Annotated in this window: 15 protein-coding genes and 1 pseudogene; all 16 read left to right on the forward strand. The window is 52.6% G+C overall.

All coding sequences use genetic code 11. The features are described 5' to 3' along the window. Positions 1–480 (forward strand): GDP-mannose mannosyl hydrolase, encoded by a 480-nt coding sequence (locus UR289_RS18140; RefSeq protein WP_320711172.1) that lies wholly within the window; start codon positions 1–3, stop codon positions 478–480. Then, positions 477–1,700 (forward strand): colanic acid biosynthesis fucosyltransferase WcaI, encoded by a 1,224-nt coding sequence (gene wcaI / locus UR289_RS18145; RefSeq protein WP_167819271.1) that lies wholly within the window; start codon positions 477–479, stop codon positions 1,698–1,700. The genes UR289_RS18140 and wcaI overlap by 4 nt, the downstream gene beginning before the upstream one ends. 3 nt (positions 1,701–1,703) lie before the next feature. Then, positions 1,704–3,140 carry a mannose-1-phosphate guanyltransferase gene (cpsB, locus tag UR289_RS18150; protein WP_033145975.1) on the forward strand — a complete coding sequence of 479 codons (1,437 nt, stop codon included), beginning with the start codon at positions 1,704–1,706 and terminating at the stop codon, positions 3,138–3,140. A gap of 111 nt (positions 3,141–3,251) precedes the next feature. Next, positions 3,252–4,622 carry a colanic acid biosynthesis phosphomannomutase CpsG gene (gene cpsG, locus UR289_RS18155; RefSeq protein ID WP_045899519.1) on the forward strand — a complete coding sequence of 457 codons (1,371 nt, stop codon included), beginning with the start codon at positions 3,252–3,254 and terminating at the stop codon, positions 4,620–4,622. Between the two features lie 46 nt (positions 4,623–4,668). Continuing rightward, on the forward strand, positions 4,669–6,063 hold the full coding sequence (wcaJ, locus tag UR289_RS18160; protein WP_033145973.1) for an undecaprenyl-phosphate glucose phosphotransferase: 1,395 nt from the start codon (positions 4,669–4,671) through the stop codon (positions 6,061–6,063). A 1-nt stretch (position 6,064) separates the two neighbouring features. Then, complete coding sequence (gene wzxC / locus UR289_RS18165) at positions 6,065–7,543, forward strand: colanic acid undecaprenyl disphosphate flippase WzxC (RefSeq protein WP_320711174.1); 1,479 nt, start codon at positions 6,065–6,067, stop codon at positions 7,541–7,543. Positions 7,544–7,560: 17 nt separating this feature from the next. Next, positions 7,561–8,841, forward strand: coding sequence for a colanic acid biosynthesis pyruvyl transferase WcaK (gene wcaK, locus UR289_RS18170; protein ID WP_032658813.1), 1,281 nt, complete (start codon positions 7,561–7,563; stop codon positions 8,839–8,841). Further along, on the forward strand, positions 8,838–10,058 hold the full coding sequence (gene wcaL / locus UR289_RS18175; RefSeq protein WP_033145971.1) for a colanic acid biosynthesis glycosyltransferase WcaL: 1,221 nt from the start codon (positions 8,838–8,840) through the stop codon (positions 10,056–10,058). The genes wcaK and wcaL overlap by 4 nt, the downstream gene beginning before the upstream one ends. Before the next feature lie 12 nt (positions 10,059–10,070). Next, positions 10,071–11,468, forward strand: coding sequence for a colanic acid biosynthesis protein WcaM (gene wcaM, locus UR289_RS18180; protein ID WP_320711176.1), 1,398 nt, complete (start codon positions 10,071–10,073; stop codon positions 11,466–11,468). 182 nt (positions 11,469–11,650) lie between these two features. Next, on the forward strand, positions 11,651–12,646 hold the full coding sequence (locus UR289_RS18185; protein ID WP_320711177.1) for an NAD-dependent epimerase/dehydratase family protein: 996 nt from the start codon (positions 11,651–11,653) through the stop codon (positions 12,644–12,646). 215 nt (positions 12,647–12,861) lie between these two features. Beyond that, positions 12,862–13,758, forward strand: coding sequence for a GalU regulator GalF (gene galF, locus UR289_RS18190; RefSeq protein WP_032641615.1), 897 nt, complete (start codon positions 12,862–12,864; stop codon positions 13,756–13,758). A 351-nt stretch (positions 13,759–14,109) separates the two neighbouring features. Next, positions 14,110–15,195 (forward strand): dTDP-glucose 4,6-dehydratase, encoded by a 1,086-nt coding sequence (gene rfbB / locus UR289_RS18195; protein ID WP_320711179.1) that lies wholly within the window; start codon positions 14,110–14,112, stop codon positions 15,193–15,195. Then, entirely contained in the window at positions 15,195–16,058 is an 864-nt protein-coding gene (rfbA, locus tag UR289_RS18200) for a glucose-1-phosphate thymidylyltransferase RfbA (RefSeq protein WP_210867545.1), read from the forward strand. The genes rfbB and rfbA overlap by 1 nt, the downstream gene beginning before the upstream one ends. Before the next feature lie 14 nt (positions 16,059–16,072). Beyond that, complete coding sequence (gene rfbC, locus UR289_RS18205; protein WP_320711182.1) at positions 16,073–16,624, forward strand: dTDP-4-dehydrorhamnose 3,5-epimerase; 552 nt, start codon at positions 16,073–16,075, stop codon at positions 16,622–16,624. A gap of 1 nt (position 16,625) precedes the next feature. Next, positions 16,626–17,456, forward strand: coding sequence for an SDR family oxidoreductase (locus UR289_RS18210; protein WP_320711184.1), 831 nt, complete (start codon positions 16,626–16,628; stop codon positions 17,454–17,456). Beyond that, a pseudogene (locus tag UR289_RS18215) lies at positions 17,453–18,037 on the forward strand (flippase); the annotation flags it as partial. The gene UR289_RS18210 and the pseudogene UR289_RS18215, both read left to right, overlap by 4 nt.

Below are 18,037 nucleotides of genomic sequence, written 5' to 3' on the forward strand. Positions count from 1 at the left end.
ATGTTTTTAAGTCAGGAAGATTTTGCCACGGTAGTGCGTTCGACTCCGCTCATCTCAATTGATTTGATCGTGGAGAACGAACGCGGCGAGTTCTTGCTGGGGAAACGAACCAACCGTCCTGCACAGGGCTTCTGGTTCGTGCCCGGCGGGCGCGTGCAGAAGGATGAGCGGCTCAGCGATGCGTTTGAGCGTCTCACTCTGGCGGAACTGGGCCTGCAGCTGCCGATGGCAGCGGGCCAGTTTTACGGGGTCTGGCAGCACTTCTATGACGATAACTTTTCAGGCACCGGGTTCACCACGCACTACATCGTGCTGGGGTTCCGCCTGAAGGTGAGTGAGGCAGACCTGCGTCTGCCTGATTCTCAGCATGACGACTACCGCTGGCAGACGCCAGCGGCGCTGCTTGCCAGCGACAATGTGCATGACAACAGTCGTGCCTATTTCCTGGCCGATCGTCAGTCCGGAGTGCCGGGCTTATGAAAATTTTAGTGTACGGAATCAACTACTCGCCGGAGCTAACCGGCATCGGGAAATACACCGGCGAGATGGTCGAGTGGATGGCGAGCCAGGGACATGACGTGCGGGTCATTACCGCGCCGCCGTACTACCCGGAGTGGAAAGTCGGGGAGCGCTACTCAAGCTGGCGCTACCGTCGCGAAGAGGGCGCAGCGACCGTCTGGCGCTGCCCGCTGTATGTGCCTAAGCAGCCCTCGACGCTGAAGCGGTTACTTCATCTGGGCAGCTTTGCCCTGAGCAGTTTCTTCCCGCTGATGGCGCAGCGTCGCTGGAAGCCGGATCGCATCATCGGCGTGGTGCCGACGCTGTTTTGCACGCCGGGCATGCGCCTGCTGGGCAAACTCTCCGGCGCGCGCACTCTGCTGCACATTCAGGATTATGAAGTTGACGCCATGCTGGGCCTGGGGATGGCAGGCAAAAGCAAGGGCGGCAAGGTGGCGAAGCTCGCCAGCGCGTTTGAGCGCAGCGGCCTGCACAACGTGGATTACGTCTCGACTATCTCGCGCTCAATGATGAACAAGGCGCAGGAGAAGGGCGTTCCGGCAGAGAAGGTGATCTTCTTCCCGAACTGGTCCGAAGTGGCGCGTTTTCGCGATGTAACTGAGCAAGACGCTCAGGCCCTGCGCGCGCAGCTCGGTTTGCCTGAAGATCAAAAAATCATTCTTTACTCAGGCAACATCGGCGAAAAGCAGGGGCTGGAAAGCGTGATTGAAGCGGCCCAGCTGCTGAGTGAACATCCGTGGACGTTTGTGATTGTCGGGCAGGGCGGTGGAAAGGCGCGGCTGGAAAAAATGGCCGGGGAACGCGGCCTGACCAACGTGAAATTTTTCCCGCTTCAGTCTTACGAGACATTGCCTGCGCTGCTGAAGATGGGCGACTGCCATCTGGTGGTCCAAAAACGCGGCGCCGCGGACGCGGTGCTGCCGTCCAAGCTGACCAACATTCTGGCAGTGGGCGGTAACGCGGTGATCACGGCAGAAGCCGAAACAGAATTAGGCCAGCTGTGCGACAGCTATCCGGGAATTGCCGTGTGCGTGGAGCCGGAATCGGTCCCGGCGCTGGTAACCGGAATTGAGAAGGCACTTGCCATGCCAAAAGTGAACACGGTGGCACGTGAATATGCCGAACGCACGCTCGAGAAAGAGAACGTGCTGAGCCAATTTATTGCAGATATACGGGGATAAATCATGAGTCAAACCACTTTGTATCCGGTTGTGATGGCTGGTGGCTCTGGTAGCCGGTTGTGGCCGCTGTCCCGCGTGCTCTATCCAAAACAGTTCCTCTGCCTGAAAGGGGATCTCACCATGCTGCAGACGACGGTAAACCGTCTGCACGGCGTGGAGTGTGAAAGCCCGGTGGTGATTTGTAACGAACAGCACCGCTTTATTGTTGCTGAGCAGCTGCGCCAGCTGAATAAGCTCACCGAAAACATCATCCTGGAGCCTGCCGGACGCAACACCGCGCCTGCGATCGCCCTGGCGGCGCTGGCGGCAAAACGCAGCAGCCCGGACTGTGACCCGCTGATGCTGGTCCTGGCGGCAGACCACGTTATCCAGCAGGAAGACGCGTTCCGCGACGCGGTGCGTGCGGCGATCCCTTACGCCGAGAGCGGCAAGCTGGTGACCTTCGGCATCGTGCCGGATCTGCCGGAAACCGGCTATGGCTATATTCGTCGCGGCAGCGTGACGCCGGGTGAAGGCGACAGCGTGGCGTTTGACGTGGCGCAGTTTGTTGAAAAACCGAATCTGGAAACCGCGCAGGCGTATGTCGCCAGCGGGGAGTATTACTGGAACAGCGGGATGTTCCTGTTCCGCGCCGGACGCTATCTGGAAGAGCTGCGCAAATACCGCCCGGATATTCTGGACGCCTGCGAGAAAGCGATGGCGGTGGTGGACCCGGATCTCGACTTCATCCGCGTGGATGAAGAGGCGTTCCTCGCCTGCCCGGAAGAGTCCATTGACTATGCGGTGATGGAACGTACGGCGGACGCCGTCGTGGTACCGATGGATGCGGGCTGGAGCGATGTCGGCTCCTGGTCCTCCCTGTGGGAGATCAGCGCCCATACCCCGGAGGGTAACGTCCACCACGGCGATGTTATTAGCCACAAAACGGAAAACAGCTACGTCTACGCCGAATCCGGCCTGGTGACCACGGTCGGGGTGAAGGATCTGGTGGTTGTCCAGACCAAGGACGCCGTGCTGATTGCCGACCGTAACGCCGTGCAGGACGTTAAAAAAGTGGTGGAGCAGATCAAGGCCGATGGCCGTCACGAGCACCATATTCACCGCGAAGTCTACCGTCCGTGGGGGAAATATGACTCCATTGACTCCGGTGACCGCTACCAGGTGAAACGCATCACCGTGAAGCCGGGCGAGGGGCTGTCGGTGCAGATGCACCATCACCGCGCCGAGCACTGGGTGGTGGTTGCGGGTACCGCTAAAGTCACCATCGACGGTGAAGTCAAACTGCTGGGTGAAAACGAGTCCATTTATATTCCGCTGGGGGCGACGCACTGCCTGGAGAACCCGGGGAAAATTCCTCTCGACTTAATTGAGGTGCGCTCCGGCTCGTATCTGGAAGAGGACGATATCGTGCGCTTCCAGGACCGCTACGGGCGGGTGTAGCACTCTGCATTATGCCCGGTGGCGCTGCGCTTACCGGGCCTGCGAATGACAAAAAAATCAATTTGGCCATTACGTGGTCAGGGCCGACTGTTGCCTGAAAAAGGGGTCATCATGGAAAAATTAACCTGTTTTAAAGCCTACGATATTCGCGGCAAGCTGGGCGAAGAGCTGAATGAAGACATCGCGTGGCGCATTGGCCGCGCGTACGGCGAATATTTAAAACCGCAGACCATCGTGCTGGGCGGCGACGTGCGTCTGACCAGTGAATCCCTCAAGCTGGCCCTGGCGAAAGGGCTGCAGGACGCGGGCGTGGACGTGCTGGATATCGGCCTTTCCGGGACCGAGGAGATTTACTTTGCCACCTTCCACCTGGGCGTGGACGGCGGTATCGAAGTGACGGCCAGCCACAACCCGATGGACTACAACGGGATGAAGCTGGTGCGCAAGGGCGCCCGTCCTATCAGCGGCGACACCGGCCTGCGCGACGTGCAGCGCCTGGCGGAAGCCAACGACTTCCCGCCGGTGAACGACGCGAAGCGCGGCAGCTACAAAAAAATCAACCTGCAGAAAGAGTACGTCGACCACCTGCTGGGCTACATCAACGTGGCGAACCTCAAGCCGCTGAAGCTGGTCATCAACTCCGGTAACGGCGCGGCCGGCCCGGTTGTCGATGCGCTGGAAGCCCGCTTTAAGGCGCTGAACGTGCCGGTGACCTTCGTCAAGGTGCACAACACCCCGGACGGCAACTTCCCGAACGGTATTCCTAACCCGCTGCTGCCGGAGTGCCGCGACGACACCCGCAACGCGGTGATTGAGCACGGCGCGGACATGGGCATCGCCTTTGACGGCGACTTCGACCGCTGCTTCCTGTTCGACGAGAAAGGGCAATTCATCGAGGGCTACTACATTGTCGGCCTGCTGGCGGAAGCGTTCCTCGAGAAAAACCCGGGCGCGAAAATCATCCATGACCCGCGCCTTTCCTGGAACACCGTCGACGTGGTCTCCGCGGCGGGCGGCACGCCGGTGATGTCCAAAACCGGCCATGCCTTCATCAAAGAGCGCATGCGCGAAGAAGACGCCATCTACGGCGGCGAGATGAGCGCCCACCACTACTTCCGTGATTTTGCCTACTGCGACAGCGGGATGATCCCGTGGCTGCTGGTGACCGAGCTGTTGTGCCTGAAGGGGCAGACGCTGGGCGAGCTGGTGCGCGACCGCATGGCGGCGTTCCCGGCGAGCGGGGAGATCAACAGCAAGCTGGCGCAGCCGGCCGAGGCCATTGCCCGCGTGGAGCAGCACTTTGCGATCCACGCGCTGGAAATTGACCGTACGGACGGCATCAGCATGGCGTTCCCGCAGTGGCGCTTTAACCTGCGCTCGTCCAACACCGAGCCGGTGGTGCGCCTGAACGTGGAGTCCCGTGCTGACACGGCGCTGATGGAAGCCCGAACGAAGGACATTCTGGCGCTGTTGAATCAGTAACAATTGCCCCTCCCGGCGGGAGGGGGAACCGAATACAGGAACAACGATGACGAATCTAAAAAAACGCGAACGAGCGAGAACGAATGCATCGTTAATCTCTATGGTGCAGCGTTTTTCTGATATCACCATCATGGTCGGTGGATTGTGGGCGGTGTGTCGGATCGGCGGGCTGCCGTTCTTATATATGCATCTGCTGATGGCACTCATTGCGCTGGTCGTGTTTCAGATGATCGGCGGGATGACCGATTTCTACCGCTCGTGGCGCGGCGTGAAAATGACCACCGAACTGATGCTGTTGCTGCAGAACTGGACCCTGAGTCTGATCTTCAGCGCAGGCCTGGTGGCCTTCAGCCATGATTTTGATAATCGCCTCGTCACCTATCTCTGCTGGTATTTGATCACCAGCGTCGGCATGGTGGTGTGCCGTTCCCTGATCCGCTTCGGCGCGGGCTGGCTGCGTAACCGCGGTTATAACCGTCGCTTCGTTGCGGTAGCGGGCGATCTGCCGGTTGGTAAGGTTCTGCTCGACAGCTTCCGCAAAGAGCCGTGGTTAGGGTTTGAAGTGGTCGGGATTTACCACGACGCGAAGCCGGGCGGCGTGCCGTCGGACTGGGCGGGCAATTACGAACAGCTTATTGAAGATGCGAAAGCCGGTAAAATTCACAACGTCTACATCGCTATGCAGATGAGAGACGAGTCCCGCATTAAGCAACTGATGCGCGAGCTGGCGGACACCACCTGTTCGGTGATCCTGATCCCGGACGTCTTTACCTTCAACATCCTTCATTCACGCATTGAAGAAGTGAACGGCGTGCCGGTGGTACCGCTGTACGACACCCCGCTGTCGGGCATTAACCGCGTGCTCAAGCGTGCGGAAGATATCGTGCTCTCTTCGCTGATTTTACTGCTCATCTCCCCGGTGCTGTGCTGCATTGCCCTCGCGGTGAAGCTGAGCTCTCCCGGCCCGGTTATCTTCCGCCAGACCCGCTACGGCATGGACGGTAAGCCGATTATGGTGTGGAAATTCCGCTCCATGAAGGTGATGGAAAACGACAAGGTGGTGACCCAGGCAACGCAGAACGATCCGCGCGTCACCCGCGTGGGGAACTTCCTGCGCCGCACCTCGCTGGATGAACTCCCGCAGTTTATCAACGTCTTCACCGGCGGCATGTCGATTGTTGGCCCGCGTCCGCACGCGGTGGCGCACAACGAGCAGTACCGCTCGCTGATTGAAGGCTACATGCTGCGCCATAAGGTGAAGCCGGGCATTACCGGCTGGGCGCAGATCAACGGCTGGCGCGGCGAAACCGACACGCTGGAAAAAATGGAAAAACGTATCGAATTCGATCTGGAGTACATCCGTGAATGGAGTATCTGGTTCGATATCAAGATTGTTTTTCTGACCATCTTCAAAGGTTTCGTGAACAAAGCGGCGTACTAAGATGAGCTTACGTGAAAAAACCATCAGCGGGGCGAAGTGGTCAGCGATGGCGACCATCGTCATCATTGGCCTCGGTCTGGTGCAGATGACCGTGCTGGCGCGCATTATTGATAATCACCAGTTCGGCCTTTTGACCGTCTCGCTGGTGATTATCGCGCTGGCCGATACGCTGTCTGATTTTGGTATCGCCAACTCGATTATCCAGCGCAAAGAGATCAGCCATCTTGAGTTGACCACCCTCTACTGGCTGAACGTGGGGCTGGGGATTTTCGTGTTCGTGCTGGTGTTCCTGCTGAGCGATACCATCGCCAGCGTGCTGCATAACCCGGATCTCGCTCCGCTGATGCGCACGCTGTCGTTTGCTTTCGTGGTGATCCCGCACGGGCAGCAGTTCCGCGCGCTGATGCAGAAAGAGCTGGAGTTCAACAAGATCGGTATGATCGAGACCAGCGCGGTGCTGGCGGGCTTTACCTTCACCGTGGTGAGCGCCCATTTCTGGCCGCTGGCGATGACCGCTATCCTCGGATACCTGGTTAACTCAGCCGTGCGCACGCTGCTGTTCGGCTACTTTGGCCGCAAGATTTACCGTCCCGGACTGCATTTCTCTCTCGCGTCCGTTTCGTCCAACCTGCGCTTTGGCGCGTGGCTGACGGCGGACAGCATCATCAACTATGTGAATACCAACCTGTCGACGCTGGTGCTGGCGCGTATTCTTGGCGCGAGCGTGGCGGGGGGCTACAACCTGGCCTACAACGTCGCGGTGGTGCCGCCGATGAAGCTGAACCCGATCATCACCCGCGTCCTGTTCCCGGCGTTCGCCAAGATTCAGGACGACACCGAGAAGCTGCGCGTTAACTTCTACAAGCTGCTTTCCGTGGTGGGGATCATCAACTTCCCGGTGCTGCTTGGGCTGATGGTGGTTTCCAGCAACTTCGTGCCGCTGGTGTTTGGCGAGAAGTGGAACGGCATCATCCCGATCCTGCAGCTGCTGTGCGTGGTGGGGCTGCTGCGCTCCGTGGGGAATCCGATTGGTTCCCTGCTGATGGCAAAAGCGCGCGTCGACATTAGCTTTAAGTTCAACGTGTTCAAAACCTTCCTGTTTATTCCGGCGATTATCGTCGGCGGGCATATGGCGGGCGCCATCGGCGTCACGCTGGGCTTCCTGCTGGTGCAGGTAGTCAATACCGTTCTGAGCTACTTCATCATGATCAAGCCGGTGCTGGGCTCCAGCTACCGTCAGTACATCCTGAGCCTGTGGCTGCCGTTCTATCTCTCGTTGCCGACCCTGGCGGTGAGCTACGGCCTGGGCATCATCCTCAGCGGTCACCTGCCGCTGGCCGCGCTGCTGGCGGTACAGGTTGCCGCGGGCGCGCTGGCATTTGGCGTGATGATTGTGCTGTCACGCAATGCGCTGGTGGTAGATATGAAGCGCCAGTTTTGCCGTAACGAAAAAATGAAAACGCTGCTTCGCGCAGGCTAGTTATTTTAGAGGCCATTATGAAATTATTAATTCTTGGCAACCATACCTGCGGCAACCGTGGCGACAGCGCCATCCTGCGCGGTTTACTGGATGCAATTAACACCCTTAAGCCTGAGACCGAAGTGGACGTGATGAGCCGTTATCCGGTCAGCTCATCCTGGTTACTGAACCGCCCGGTGATGGGCGACCCGCTCTACAGTCAGATGAAACAGCATAACAACGCCGCGGGCGTGATGGGGCGGGTGAAGAAAGTGCTGCGTCGTCGCTACCAGCACCAGGTGCTGCTTTCCCGCGTGACCGATACCGGCAAGCTGCGCAATATTGCTATCGCACAGGGCTTTACCGATTTTGTCCGTCTGCTGTCCGGCTACGACGCCATTATCCAGGTCGGCGGTTCGTTCTTCGTCGATCTCTACGGCGTGCCGCAGTTTGAGCATGCGCTCTGCACCTTTATGGCGAAAAAGCCGCTGTTTATGATTGGCCACAGCGTCGGGCCATTCCAGGATCCGCAGTTTAACCAGCTTGCAAACTACGTGTTCGGCCACTGCGACGCGCTGATCCTGCGCGAGTCGGTCAGCCTCGACATGATGAAGCGCAGCGAAATTGACACCTCAAAAGTTGAGCACGGCGTGGACACCGCGTGGCTGGTGGATCACCAGGACGACAGCTTCCAGCCGAGCTACGCGGTGCAGCACTGGCTCGACGTGGCGGCGAAACAGAAAACCGTCGCGATTACCCTGCGCGAGCTGGCGCCCTTCGATAAGCGTTTAGGTACGACCCAGGCGGCGTATGAGAAAGCCTTCGCCGACGTGGTGAACCGCGTGCTGGACAGCGGGTACCAGGTGCTGGCGCTCTCCACCTGCACCGGCATCGACAGCTACAACAAAGACGACCGTATGGTGGCGCTGAACCTGCGCAATCTGGTGAACGATCCGTCCCGCTATCACGTGGTGATGGACGAACTGAACGATCTGGAGATGGGCAAGCTGCTCTCCGCCTGCGACCTGACCGTCGGCACGCGCCTGCACTCCGCCATTATCTCCATGAACTTTGGCACGCCGGCCATTGCCATCAACTACGAACACAAATCAGCAGGCATCATGCAGCAGCTCGGTATGCCGGAAATGGCCGTGGATATCCGTCATCTGCTCGATGGTTCGCTCGGTGCGATGGTGGGCGACACGCTCGGCCAGCTGCCTGCGATCAATGAACGCCTGGCGGTGGCGGTGAAAGCCGAGCGCGAGAAGGGCATTGGGATGGTGAAATCGGTACTTGACCGCGTACGGGAGGGGAAATGAAGGTTGGTTTCTTCTTACTGAAATTTCCGCTGTCGTCTGAAACGTTTGTCCTGAACCAAATCACCGCGTTTATCGATATGGGATATGACGTGGAGATTATCGCCCTGCAAAAGGGCGATACCAAAAATACCCATGCGGCGTATACCCAGTATGGGCTGGAGGCGAAAACCCGCTGGCTGCAGGATGAGCCTTCCGGGAGACTGAGCAAGCTGCGGCACCGGGCCAGCCAGACCTTGCGCGGGATCCACCGCGCGTCGACGTGGCGGGCGCTGAATGTTTCCCGCTATGGTTCCGAATCCCGCAATCTGATCCTGTCGGCCATCTGCGGGCAAACCGCGCAGCCGTATCGTGCCGACGTGTTTATCGCCCACTTTGGCCCGGCGGGCGTCACCGCCGCCAAGCTGCGCGAGCTGGGCGTGATTGACGGCAAAATTGCGACCATCTTCCACGGTATCGATATCTCCAGCCGCGAAGTGCTGAACCACTACACGCCGGAGTATCAGCAGCTGTTCAGGCGCGGCGACATGATGCTGCCTATCAGCGACCTGTGGGCCGGACGCCTGAAAAACATGGGCTGCCCGGGAGAGAAAATTGCCGTTTCGCGTATGGGCGTGGACTTAACGCGCTTCACTCGCCGTCCTGTCAAGGTGCCGGGAAAACCGCTGCAGATCATCTCCGTTGCTCGCCTGACCGAGAAGAAAGGCCTGCATGTGGCCATTGAAGCCTGCCGCCAGCTGAAAGCGCGCGGGGTGGATTTCCACTATCGCATTCTCGGCATTGGGCCGTGGGAGCGTCGTCTGCGCACGCTTATCGAACAGTATCAGCTGGAAGATGTCGTAGAGATGCCGGGGTTCAAGCCGAGCCACGAGGTCAAGGCCATGCTCGACGAGGCTGATGTCTTTCTGCTGCCTTCCGTAACGGGCGCAGATGGCGATATGGAAGGCATTCCGGTGGCGCTGATGGAGGCGATGGCCGTAGGTATTCCGGTGGTATCAACCCTGCACAGCGGGATCCCGGAGCTGATTAAGTCTGACCACTCCGGCTGGCTGGTGCCGGAGAATAACGCGATGGCCCTTGCGGACCGATTAGCAGCCTTCAGCGATATTGACCAGCAGGCGCTGGAGCCCGTGCTCCAGAACGCCCGACAAAAAGTGGAAACCGATTTTAACCAGCAGGTGATTAACCGCCAGTTAGCGAGCCTGCTGCAAACGTTGTAACGCCGAGGATGTATGCTGAAAAAGATTACCCGACGCAACTTTGTCTCTTCTCTCTCCGTTCTGGCGGTCACGCCGCTGCTGTCGTCACGCATCGCGCGGGCGGCAAGCGGCAGAACGGTCTCTGTTAATCAGTACAATAACAACGACTGGATCGCCGCTTTTAAGCAGGCGTTTAATGACGGCGACACCGTCGTGGTCCCTGCCGGGCTTACCTGCGAAAACATCAATACCGGCATTTTCATTCCCGACGGTAAAACGCTGCTGATCCGCGGGGCGTTAACCGGCAACGGGCGCGGCCGCTTTGTTTTGCAGGAAGGCAGCAAAGTGATAGGCGAAGGTGCTGGCCGCACGGAGAACATCACGCTCGACGTTCGCGGCTCTGACTGCGTTATCAAAGGGCTGGCCATGAGCGGTTTTGGCCCGGTGACGCAGATCTACATCGGCGGCAAGAAACCGAGCGTAATGCGCAATTTGCTGATTGATAACATCAGCGTAAGCCAGGCCAACTACGCCATCCTGCGCCAGGGTTTCCACAACCAGGTGGACGGTGCCCGCATCACCAACAGCAAATTTAGCCATCTCCAGGGGGATGCGATCGAGTGGAACGTTGCCATCAACGATCGCAATATCCTGATCTCTGACCATGTCATCGACAACATCAACTGCACCAACGGCAAGATCAACTGGGGCATCGGCATTGGCCTCGCCGGCAGCACCTACGATAACGACTATCCGGAGAAGCAAACCGTCAAGAACTTCGTGGTGGCAAACATCACCGGCAGCAACTGTCGCCAGCTGGTGCACGTTGAAAACGGTAAACATTTTGTTATTCGCAATATCAAGGCCAAAAATATTACCCCCGATTTCAGTAAAAAGGCGGGTATAGACAACGCCACGGTGGCCATCTATGGCTGTGATAATTTCATTATTGATAATGTCGATATGGTGAACAGTGCCGGAATGTTAATCGGCTATGGGGTGATAAAAGGCGATTATTTGTCCATCCCGCAGAATTTCAAGCTCAACAATATTCATCTCGATAATCGTCAGCTTGCGTATAAATTGCGTGGAATACAGATTTCATCCGGTAACGCCACCTCGTTTGTGGCGATAACCAACGTGGAAATGCAGCGTGCAACGCTTGAGCTGCACAACAAGCCGCAACATCTTTTTTTACGCAATATCAATGTGATGCAGGAAGCCGCTGTGGGGCCCGCCCTGAAAATCAACTTCGACCTGCGCAAGGATGTGCGGGGTAAATTCATGGCGAAAGACGAGACGTTGCTGTCGCTGGCGAACATAAAAGCAGTGAATGAGAAGGGGCAAAGCTCGGTCGATATTGACCGGGTCGACCAGCAGGTAGTGAATGTGGAAAGGCTTAACTTTGCGCTTCCTTCCGCCAGAAAGTAAGTCGTGGGGTCACATCTCATTGAGTGCGCGGTAATCCCTAAAATTTGTTACTGAACTCAGCGATTTTAGGGTTTATAATCCGTGCCATCTTTTCGTCAGTTCTGTCTTATCATTAGCGATACCTCAGGGAATACAGAGATTACCGGAGGTTTGCCAAACACACATAACGCACTGAGTGGTTTATGAACGATAAAGTTTTGTTTATTGGCGCGTCCGGTTTCGTTGGGACTCGTTTGATCGAGATTTCTAAGGCTGAGTTTAATGTAACCAACTTCGACAAGCAGCAAAGTCATTTCTACCCTGACATTACTGTTTCCGGAGATGTGCGCAATCAGGAGCAACTCGATCACGCTCTTGCCGGTTTCGATACGGTAGTATTACTCGCTGCCGAGCATCGTGATGATGTTAGCCCAACCTCACTTTACTACGATGTAAACGTTCAGGGAACGCGTAACGTACTGGCAGCTATGGAAAAAAATAATGTTAAGAACATTATTTTTACCAGCTCAGTTGCCGTTTATGGTCTCAATAAAGTCAATCCTGATGAATCTCACCCGCACGATCCTTTTAACCACTATGGTAAAAGTAAGTGGCAGGCGGAAGAGGTACTGCGCGAATGGTTCAACAAAGCTCCAGAAGAGCGATCTCTGACAATTGTTCGTCCAACGGTCATTTTTGGTGAACGCAATCGAGGCAATGTCTTCAATCTTCTTAAGCAAATTGCGGGTGGAAAATTCGCAATGGTAGGTGCCGGAACTAACTATAAGTCTATGGCTTATGTCGGTAATATTGTTGAGTTTATCAAATTCCGATTGAGCAACGTCAAACCTGGCTACGACGTATACAACTATGTAGATAAACCCGATCTGAATATGAATCAGCTGGTTGCCGAGGTAGAAAAGAGCCTTAGCAAAAAAATCCCATCAGTTCACCTCCCTTATCCTTTAGGAATGCTAGGCGGTTTTTGCTTTGATATCCTTAGCAAAGTTACCGGCAAGAAGTATGCGATTAGTTCCGTACGTGTAAAAAAATTCTGTGCCACCACTCAGTTTGATGCCACTAAAGTGCACACCTCTGGTTTTAAAGCACCTTATACCCTATCTCAAGGACTGGACCGTACGTTGAAGTACGAGTTCGTGCATGAGAAGAAAGATGACATCACGTTTGTTTCTGAGTAACAACTGACGATCTGGGATTTGTCGGAAACATGTTTTTCCTCTTCTTTATTGGTAGGGTTTCCGACGATTCTGGGTCACACTTATAGCGTAATGAGCTTAAGTAATCAGAGTTCTGAGCCAAACGTGATTTGCATTCGACGGAGTAGACTTTCTTCTTCAGGCATTTTTCCTGACACAGTTTATACTTCGTCAACCATATTAAGGTGGAAGAGATAATGATCAATTTGAAAGCAGTCATTCCGGTAGCAGGCCTGGGTATGCATATGCTGCCAGCCACAAAAGCCATTCCTAAAGAGATGCTGCCGATCGTCGACAAGCCAATGATTCAGTACATTGTCGATGAGATTGTTGCTGCAGGGATCAAAGAAATCGTCCTGGTTACGCACTCGTCCAAGAATGCTGTAGAAAACCACTTCGACACCTCTTACGAACTTGAAGCGCTGCTTGAGCAGCGCGTCAAACGCCAACTGCTGGCGGAAGTGCAGTCTATTTGTCCGCCGGGTGTGACCATCATGAACGTCCGTCAGGCGCAGCCGCTGGGTCTGGGGCATTCTATCCTGTGTGCCCGTCCGGTTGTGGGTGATAACCCATTCATTGTTGTTCTTCCGGACATTATCATCGATACCGCTTCTGCCGATCCGCTGCGTTATAACCTGGCGGCAATGGTGGCGCGTTTCAATGAAACCGGTCGTAGCCAGGTGCTCGCAAAACGCATGAAGGGCGATCTTTCTGAGTACTCCGTAATTCAGACCAAAGAAGCGCTGGAGACGGAAGGGCAGGTGAGCCGCATCGTTGAGTTCATCGAAAAACCGGATCAGCCACAGACGCTGGATTCGGACCTGATGGCGGTAGGTCGTTACGTTCTGAACGCCGATATCTGGGCGGAACTGGAGAAAACCGAGCCAGGCGCCTGGGATCGTATTCAACTGACCGACGCGATTGCCGAACTGGCGAAGAAGCAGTCTGTTGACGCGATGCTGATGACCGGCGACAGCTATGACTGCGGTAAGAAAATGGGGTATATGCAGGCGTTCGTGAACTATGGACTGCGTAACCTGAAGGAAGGGGCGAAGTTCAGAACCCGTATTGAGAAGTTGCTCGCAAACGACTGATATTCCTGCAACGTCTTGAACAAGCGGCGGTCATTATTTTGGTGTATTGAGATATAGCCAAAATGATGACTGCCGTTTTTTATTATTAATCCTATGATTACAGAGAGTTATAGGGTCTTAATCTGGATCGCTTTGTAGCGATTTGTGCTTGTTTCTGAGGTCGTTTAGGACGACAATTAACGCCAGTTTTTTGTCTGGATCCAGACAAAAAAATCATTTAATCAGACATCGCTCAGTGCACTGGTAGCTGTTAAGCCAGGGGCGGTAGCGTGCTCAATTTCTGAAACCATCAATAAATGCTCAGGTTTCAGAACGCCAGTATCCAGACATATACTAGACGGAACAGATAACGTGAAAATTCTTGTGACGGGCGGAGCCGGCTTTATCGGCTCAGCGGTTGTACGACATATTATTAAAAATACCCAGGACGACGTCGTCAATGTGGATAAGCTGACCTATGCCGGCAACCTTGAGTCGCTTAGTGAAGTCAGTGACAGCGATCGATATGTTTTTGAGCATGCGGATATTTGTGACAAAAATGCAATGGATCGTATCTTCGCAGAACATAAGCCTGATGCGGTTATGCACCTGGCTGCTGAAAGTCACGTCGATCGTTCTATTACCGGTCCGGCTGCGTTCATCGAAACCAATATCGTCGGCACTTATGTACTGCTGGAAGCCGCTCGTGCGTACTGGTCAACGTTGGATGAACAGGCGAAGAAAGCGTTTCGTTTCCACCACATATCAACCGACGAAGTGTATGGTGATTTGCCGCATCCTGATGAGCATCCGGCATCAACTGAGCTGCCACTCTTCACTGAAACCACAGCTTATGCGCCTAGCAGCCCATATTCGGCGTCGAAAGCCTCCAGCGATCACTTGGTTCGTGCCTGGCTGCGTACCTACGGTTTCCCGACTATCGTCACCAACTGTTCGAATAACTACGGCCCGTACCATTTCCCGGAAAAGTTGATCCCGCTCGTTATTTTGAATGCGCTGGACGGTAAAGCTCTGCCTATTTACGGCAAGGGCGATCAAATCCGTGACTGGCTATATGTAGAAGATCACGCGCGTGCGCTGTACACCGTTGTCACTCAAGGGGAACCGGGTGAAACGTACAATATTGGCGGTCATAACGAGAAGCAGAACCTGGAGGTGGTGCATACTATTTGCGACCTGCTGGATGAGATTGTGCCGAAGGAAGGTTCTTATCGCGATCAGATCATATATGTTAAGGATCGGCCAGGGCACGATCGTCGCTATGCAATCGATGCTACTAAAATTGGTAATGCGTTAGGGTGGCATCCTCAAGAAACTTTCGAGAGTGGTATTCGTAAAACAGTCATGTGGTATTTATCTAATGAATCATGGGTAAATAATGTAAAAAGTGGAGCATATGCTTCATGGCTTTCAAAACAATATGGGGATAATAATTAATGAAAGGCATTATTCTTGCGGGCGGTTCTGGTTCGCGTTTGCATCCGATTACATTGGGTACGTCTAAGCAGTTATTACCTATTTATGACAAACCTATGATTTATTATCCTCTGTCGGTGCTGATGCTGGCCGGGATTCGCGACATTTTATTGATTACGACGCCGGAAGATCAGGCAAGCTTTAAACGTATTCTTGGCAATGGTAATCAGTTTGGTATCAATTTACAGTATCAGGTTCAACCTACTCCAGATGGGCTCGCTCAGGCATTTATTTTGGGTGAAGATTTCATCGGTGATGATAGTGTTTGCCTGGTGCTAGGTGACAACATTTTCTTTGGTCAGTCTTTTGGAAAACAACTTAAACATGCTGTCGAAAATCTTAATGGTGCGACAGTGTTTGGTTACAAAGTTATGGATCCTGAACGTTTTGGGGTCGTTGAATTTGATAAAGATTTTAATGCAATATCCATAGAAGAGAAACCAAAAGCGCCAAAATCAAATTGGGCCGTTACGGGCCTTTATTTTTATGATAATCGTGTTGTTGATATTGCTAAGAAAGTACAGCCTTCGGAGCGGGGCGAGCTTGAAATAACTAGTGTTAACCAAAAATATCTCGAAATGGGTGAGCTGAAAGTTGAGCAACTAGGTCGTGGTTTCGCATGGCTGGATACCGGTACGCATGATTCGTTACTTGAGGCATCACAATTTGTGCAAACTGTCGAGAAACGGCAAGGTTTTAAAATTGCGTGCCTCGAAGAAATTGCATACAACCAAGGGTGGTTAGATAAAGAAATGGTTAAGTCTATTGGCAACACTTTATCTAAAACTGGTTACGGTAACTACTTGTTAAATCTCGTAAAATAAGAGTCCATTTCATCATGAACGTTATTAAAACAAAGTTGGAAGGTGTACTGGTTATTGAGCCTCGAGTTTTCGGCGATGAACGTGGGTTCTTTTATGAGACATTTCATGCAAAACGCTACAAAGACGCGGGTATTAAGGAGAAATTTGTTCAGGATAACCGCTCTCGTTCAACAGGAGGCGTATTACGAGGACTCCATTTCCAGAAAACGAAACCCCAAGGAAAATTGGTAACAGTCACTCAGGGCGAAGTTTTCGATGTCGCGGTTGATCTCCGATTTGGTTCTGCGACATTTGGCCAGTATGAATCTATTGTGTTAACCGGAGAGAATAAAATTCAGTTTTACATTCCCCCGGGGTTTGCTCATGGCTTTTGTGTGTTAAGTGATAGTGCTGATTTTCAATATAAATGCACAGATTTCTACGATCCATCTGATGAAGGCGGATTAATCTGGAGCGACTCAATTGTGAATATTGATTGGCCAATTAAAGATCCAATTCTATCTGAGAAAGACAAAATTCTTCCTTCATTAGAACAAATAACTAAAAATATTAAGGAGGGATGGTAAAATGGCCCAGTATACAGTAATTGGAGGACGGGGATTCATTGGTAACGAGATCGTCGAACAGTTAAAAGAACTGAAACACGATGTTTGGGTTCCACAACGAGACGAGCAAACCCTCTTTACAAAAGACTTGGGCACCGTCATTTATTGTGCCGGCAATGGTGATTGTCAAAACACACCATTTAATGTCTTCCAGGCTAACTGCGCACTTCTGTCTGAAGTTTTGCAGCGTTCGAAATTTAATCGCTTGGTGTTTATGTCTTCTACTCGTGTTTACATGAATGGCAGTGATACACGAGAAAATGCCGATTTGGTTGTTAGTGAGGATGATGCTCGTCGGTTATTTAATCTGACAAAACTTGTATCAGAAGAGCTATGCCTTAAAAGCGGAAAAGATATTGTTATTGTCAGACCAAGTAATGTTTATGGGGTAGCTTTGAATAGCCCGCTTTTTTTACCATCAATTACACGTAATGCAATTAATAATGGTCATATCGACATGTTCATTGATCGACATTATGAAAAAGATTATGTGTCGGTCGAGGATGTGGCGGAAGCTTGCATCAACTTATCACAGAATAAGAATACATCTGGGAATATTTATAATATAGCTGCTGGATATAATATTTCTGCAGAGCAGATTGCTGATGTACTGATTCAAACAACAAATTGTACAGTAACATGGCACGAGCGTAACTTCCCAAGAGAAGCATTCCCCGTTAACGACATCAGTATTCTTAAATCTGTTATGCCAGAATATAATCCAAGAAACGTACTTGATGATATCGAAAATATGGTGACTCGTTTCCGAGCTGAGATGGTAAACTACCAATGAGTGGGTTTAATCGACTCATAAAAAATGCCATATCAAATGTAATAAATGGGTTTTCAAATGTAATCTTGGGGATAATTTTATCCCCTTTATTGATTAAAATACTATCAATAAATGATTTTGCCATTTGGTCTTTGGCTTTGCAAGTTGCTGCATTTTTTTCATTAATTGGTTTTACTGGACAATTATCAGTTGCACGTTACGTAACATTGGCGAAAGCACAGCAGAATGAACTACAAGTTCGTCGTGTAATAAATTTCGGATTAATCATATCCTTGCTTGGTGTGCTGGTATCAGTTACTGTTCTTTGTTTTAGCTATTATAATTTTTATGAAATCTTTAATGCTATAAAGCAGGATGATTCTCCTTTTGCTCCTGTTGTTTTTTTTATTGTTTCTCTCTCTTTTATTTTAGGATTAATTACCAGTTCATATAATGGTTATTTTACCGGGGTTGAGAAAAACGAAATACCAGCATATATAAACTTAACTTCACGCATAATTCTTGGGATGGGGATATATTTATCAGCAAGAAACAGTATGCTTACGATGGCATGTGTATTTTTATTGATAAATATTTTTTCC

The organism is Enterobacter sp. 302C9, from assembly GCF_034106085.1.
GTDB classification, from domain to species: Bacteria; Pseudomonadota; Gammaproteobacteria; order Enterobacterales; family Enterobacteriaceae; genus Enterobacter; species Enterobacter asburiae_B.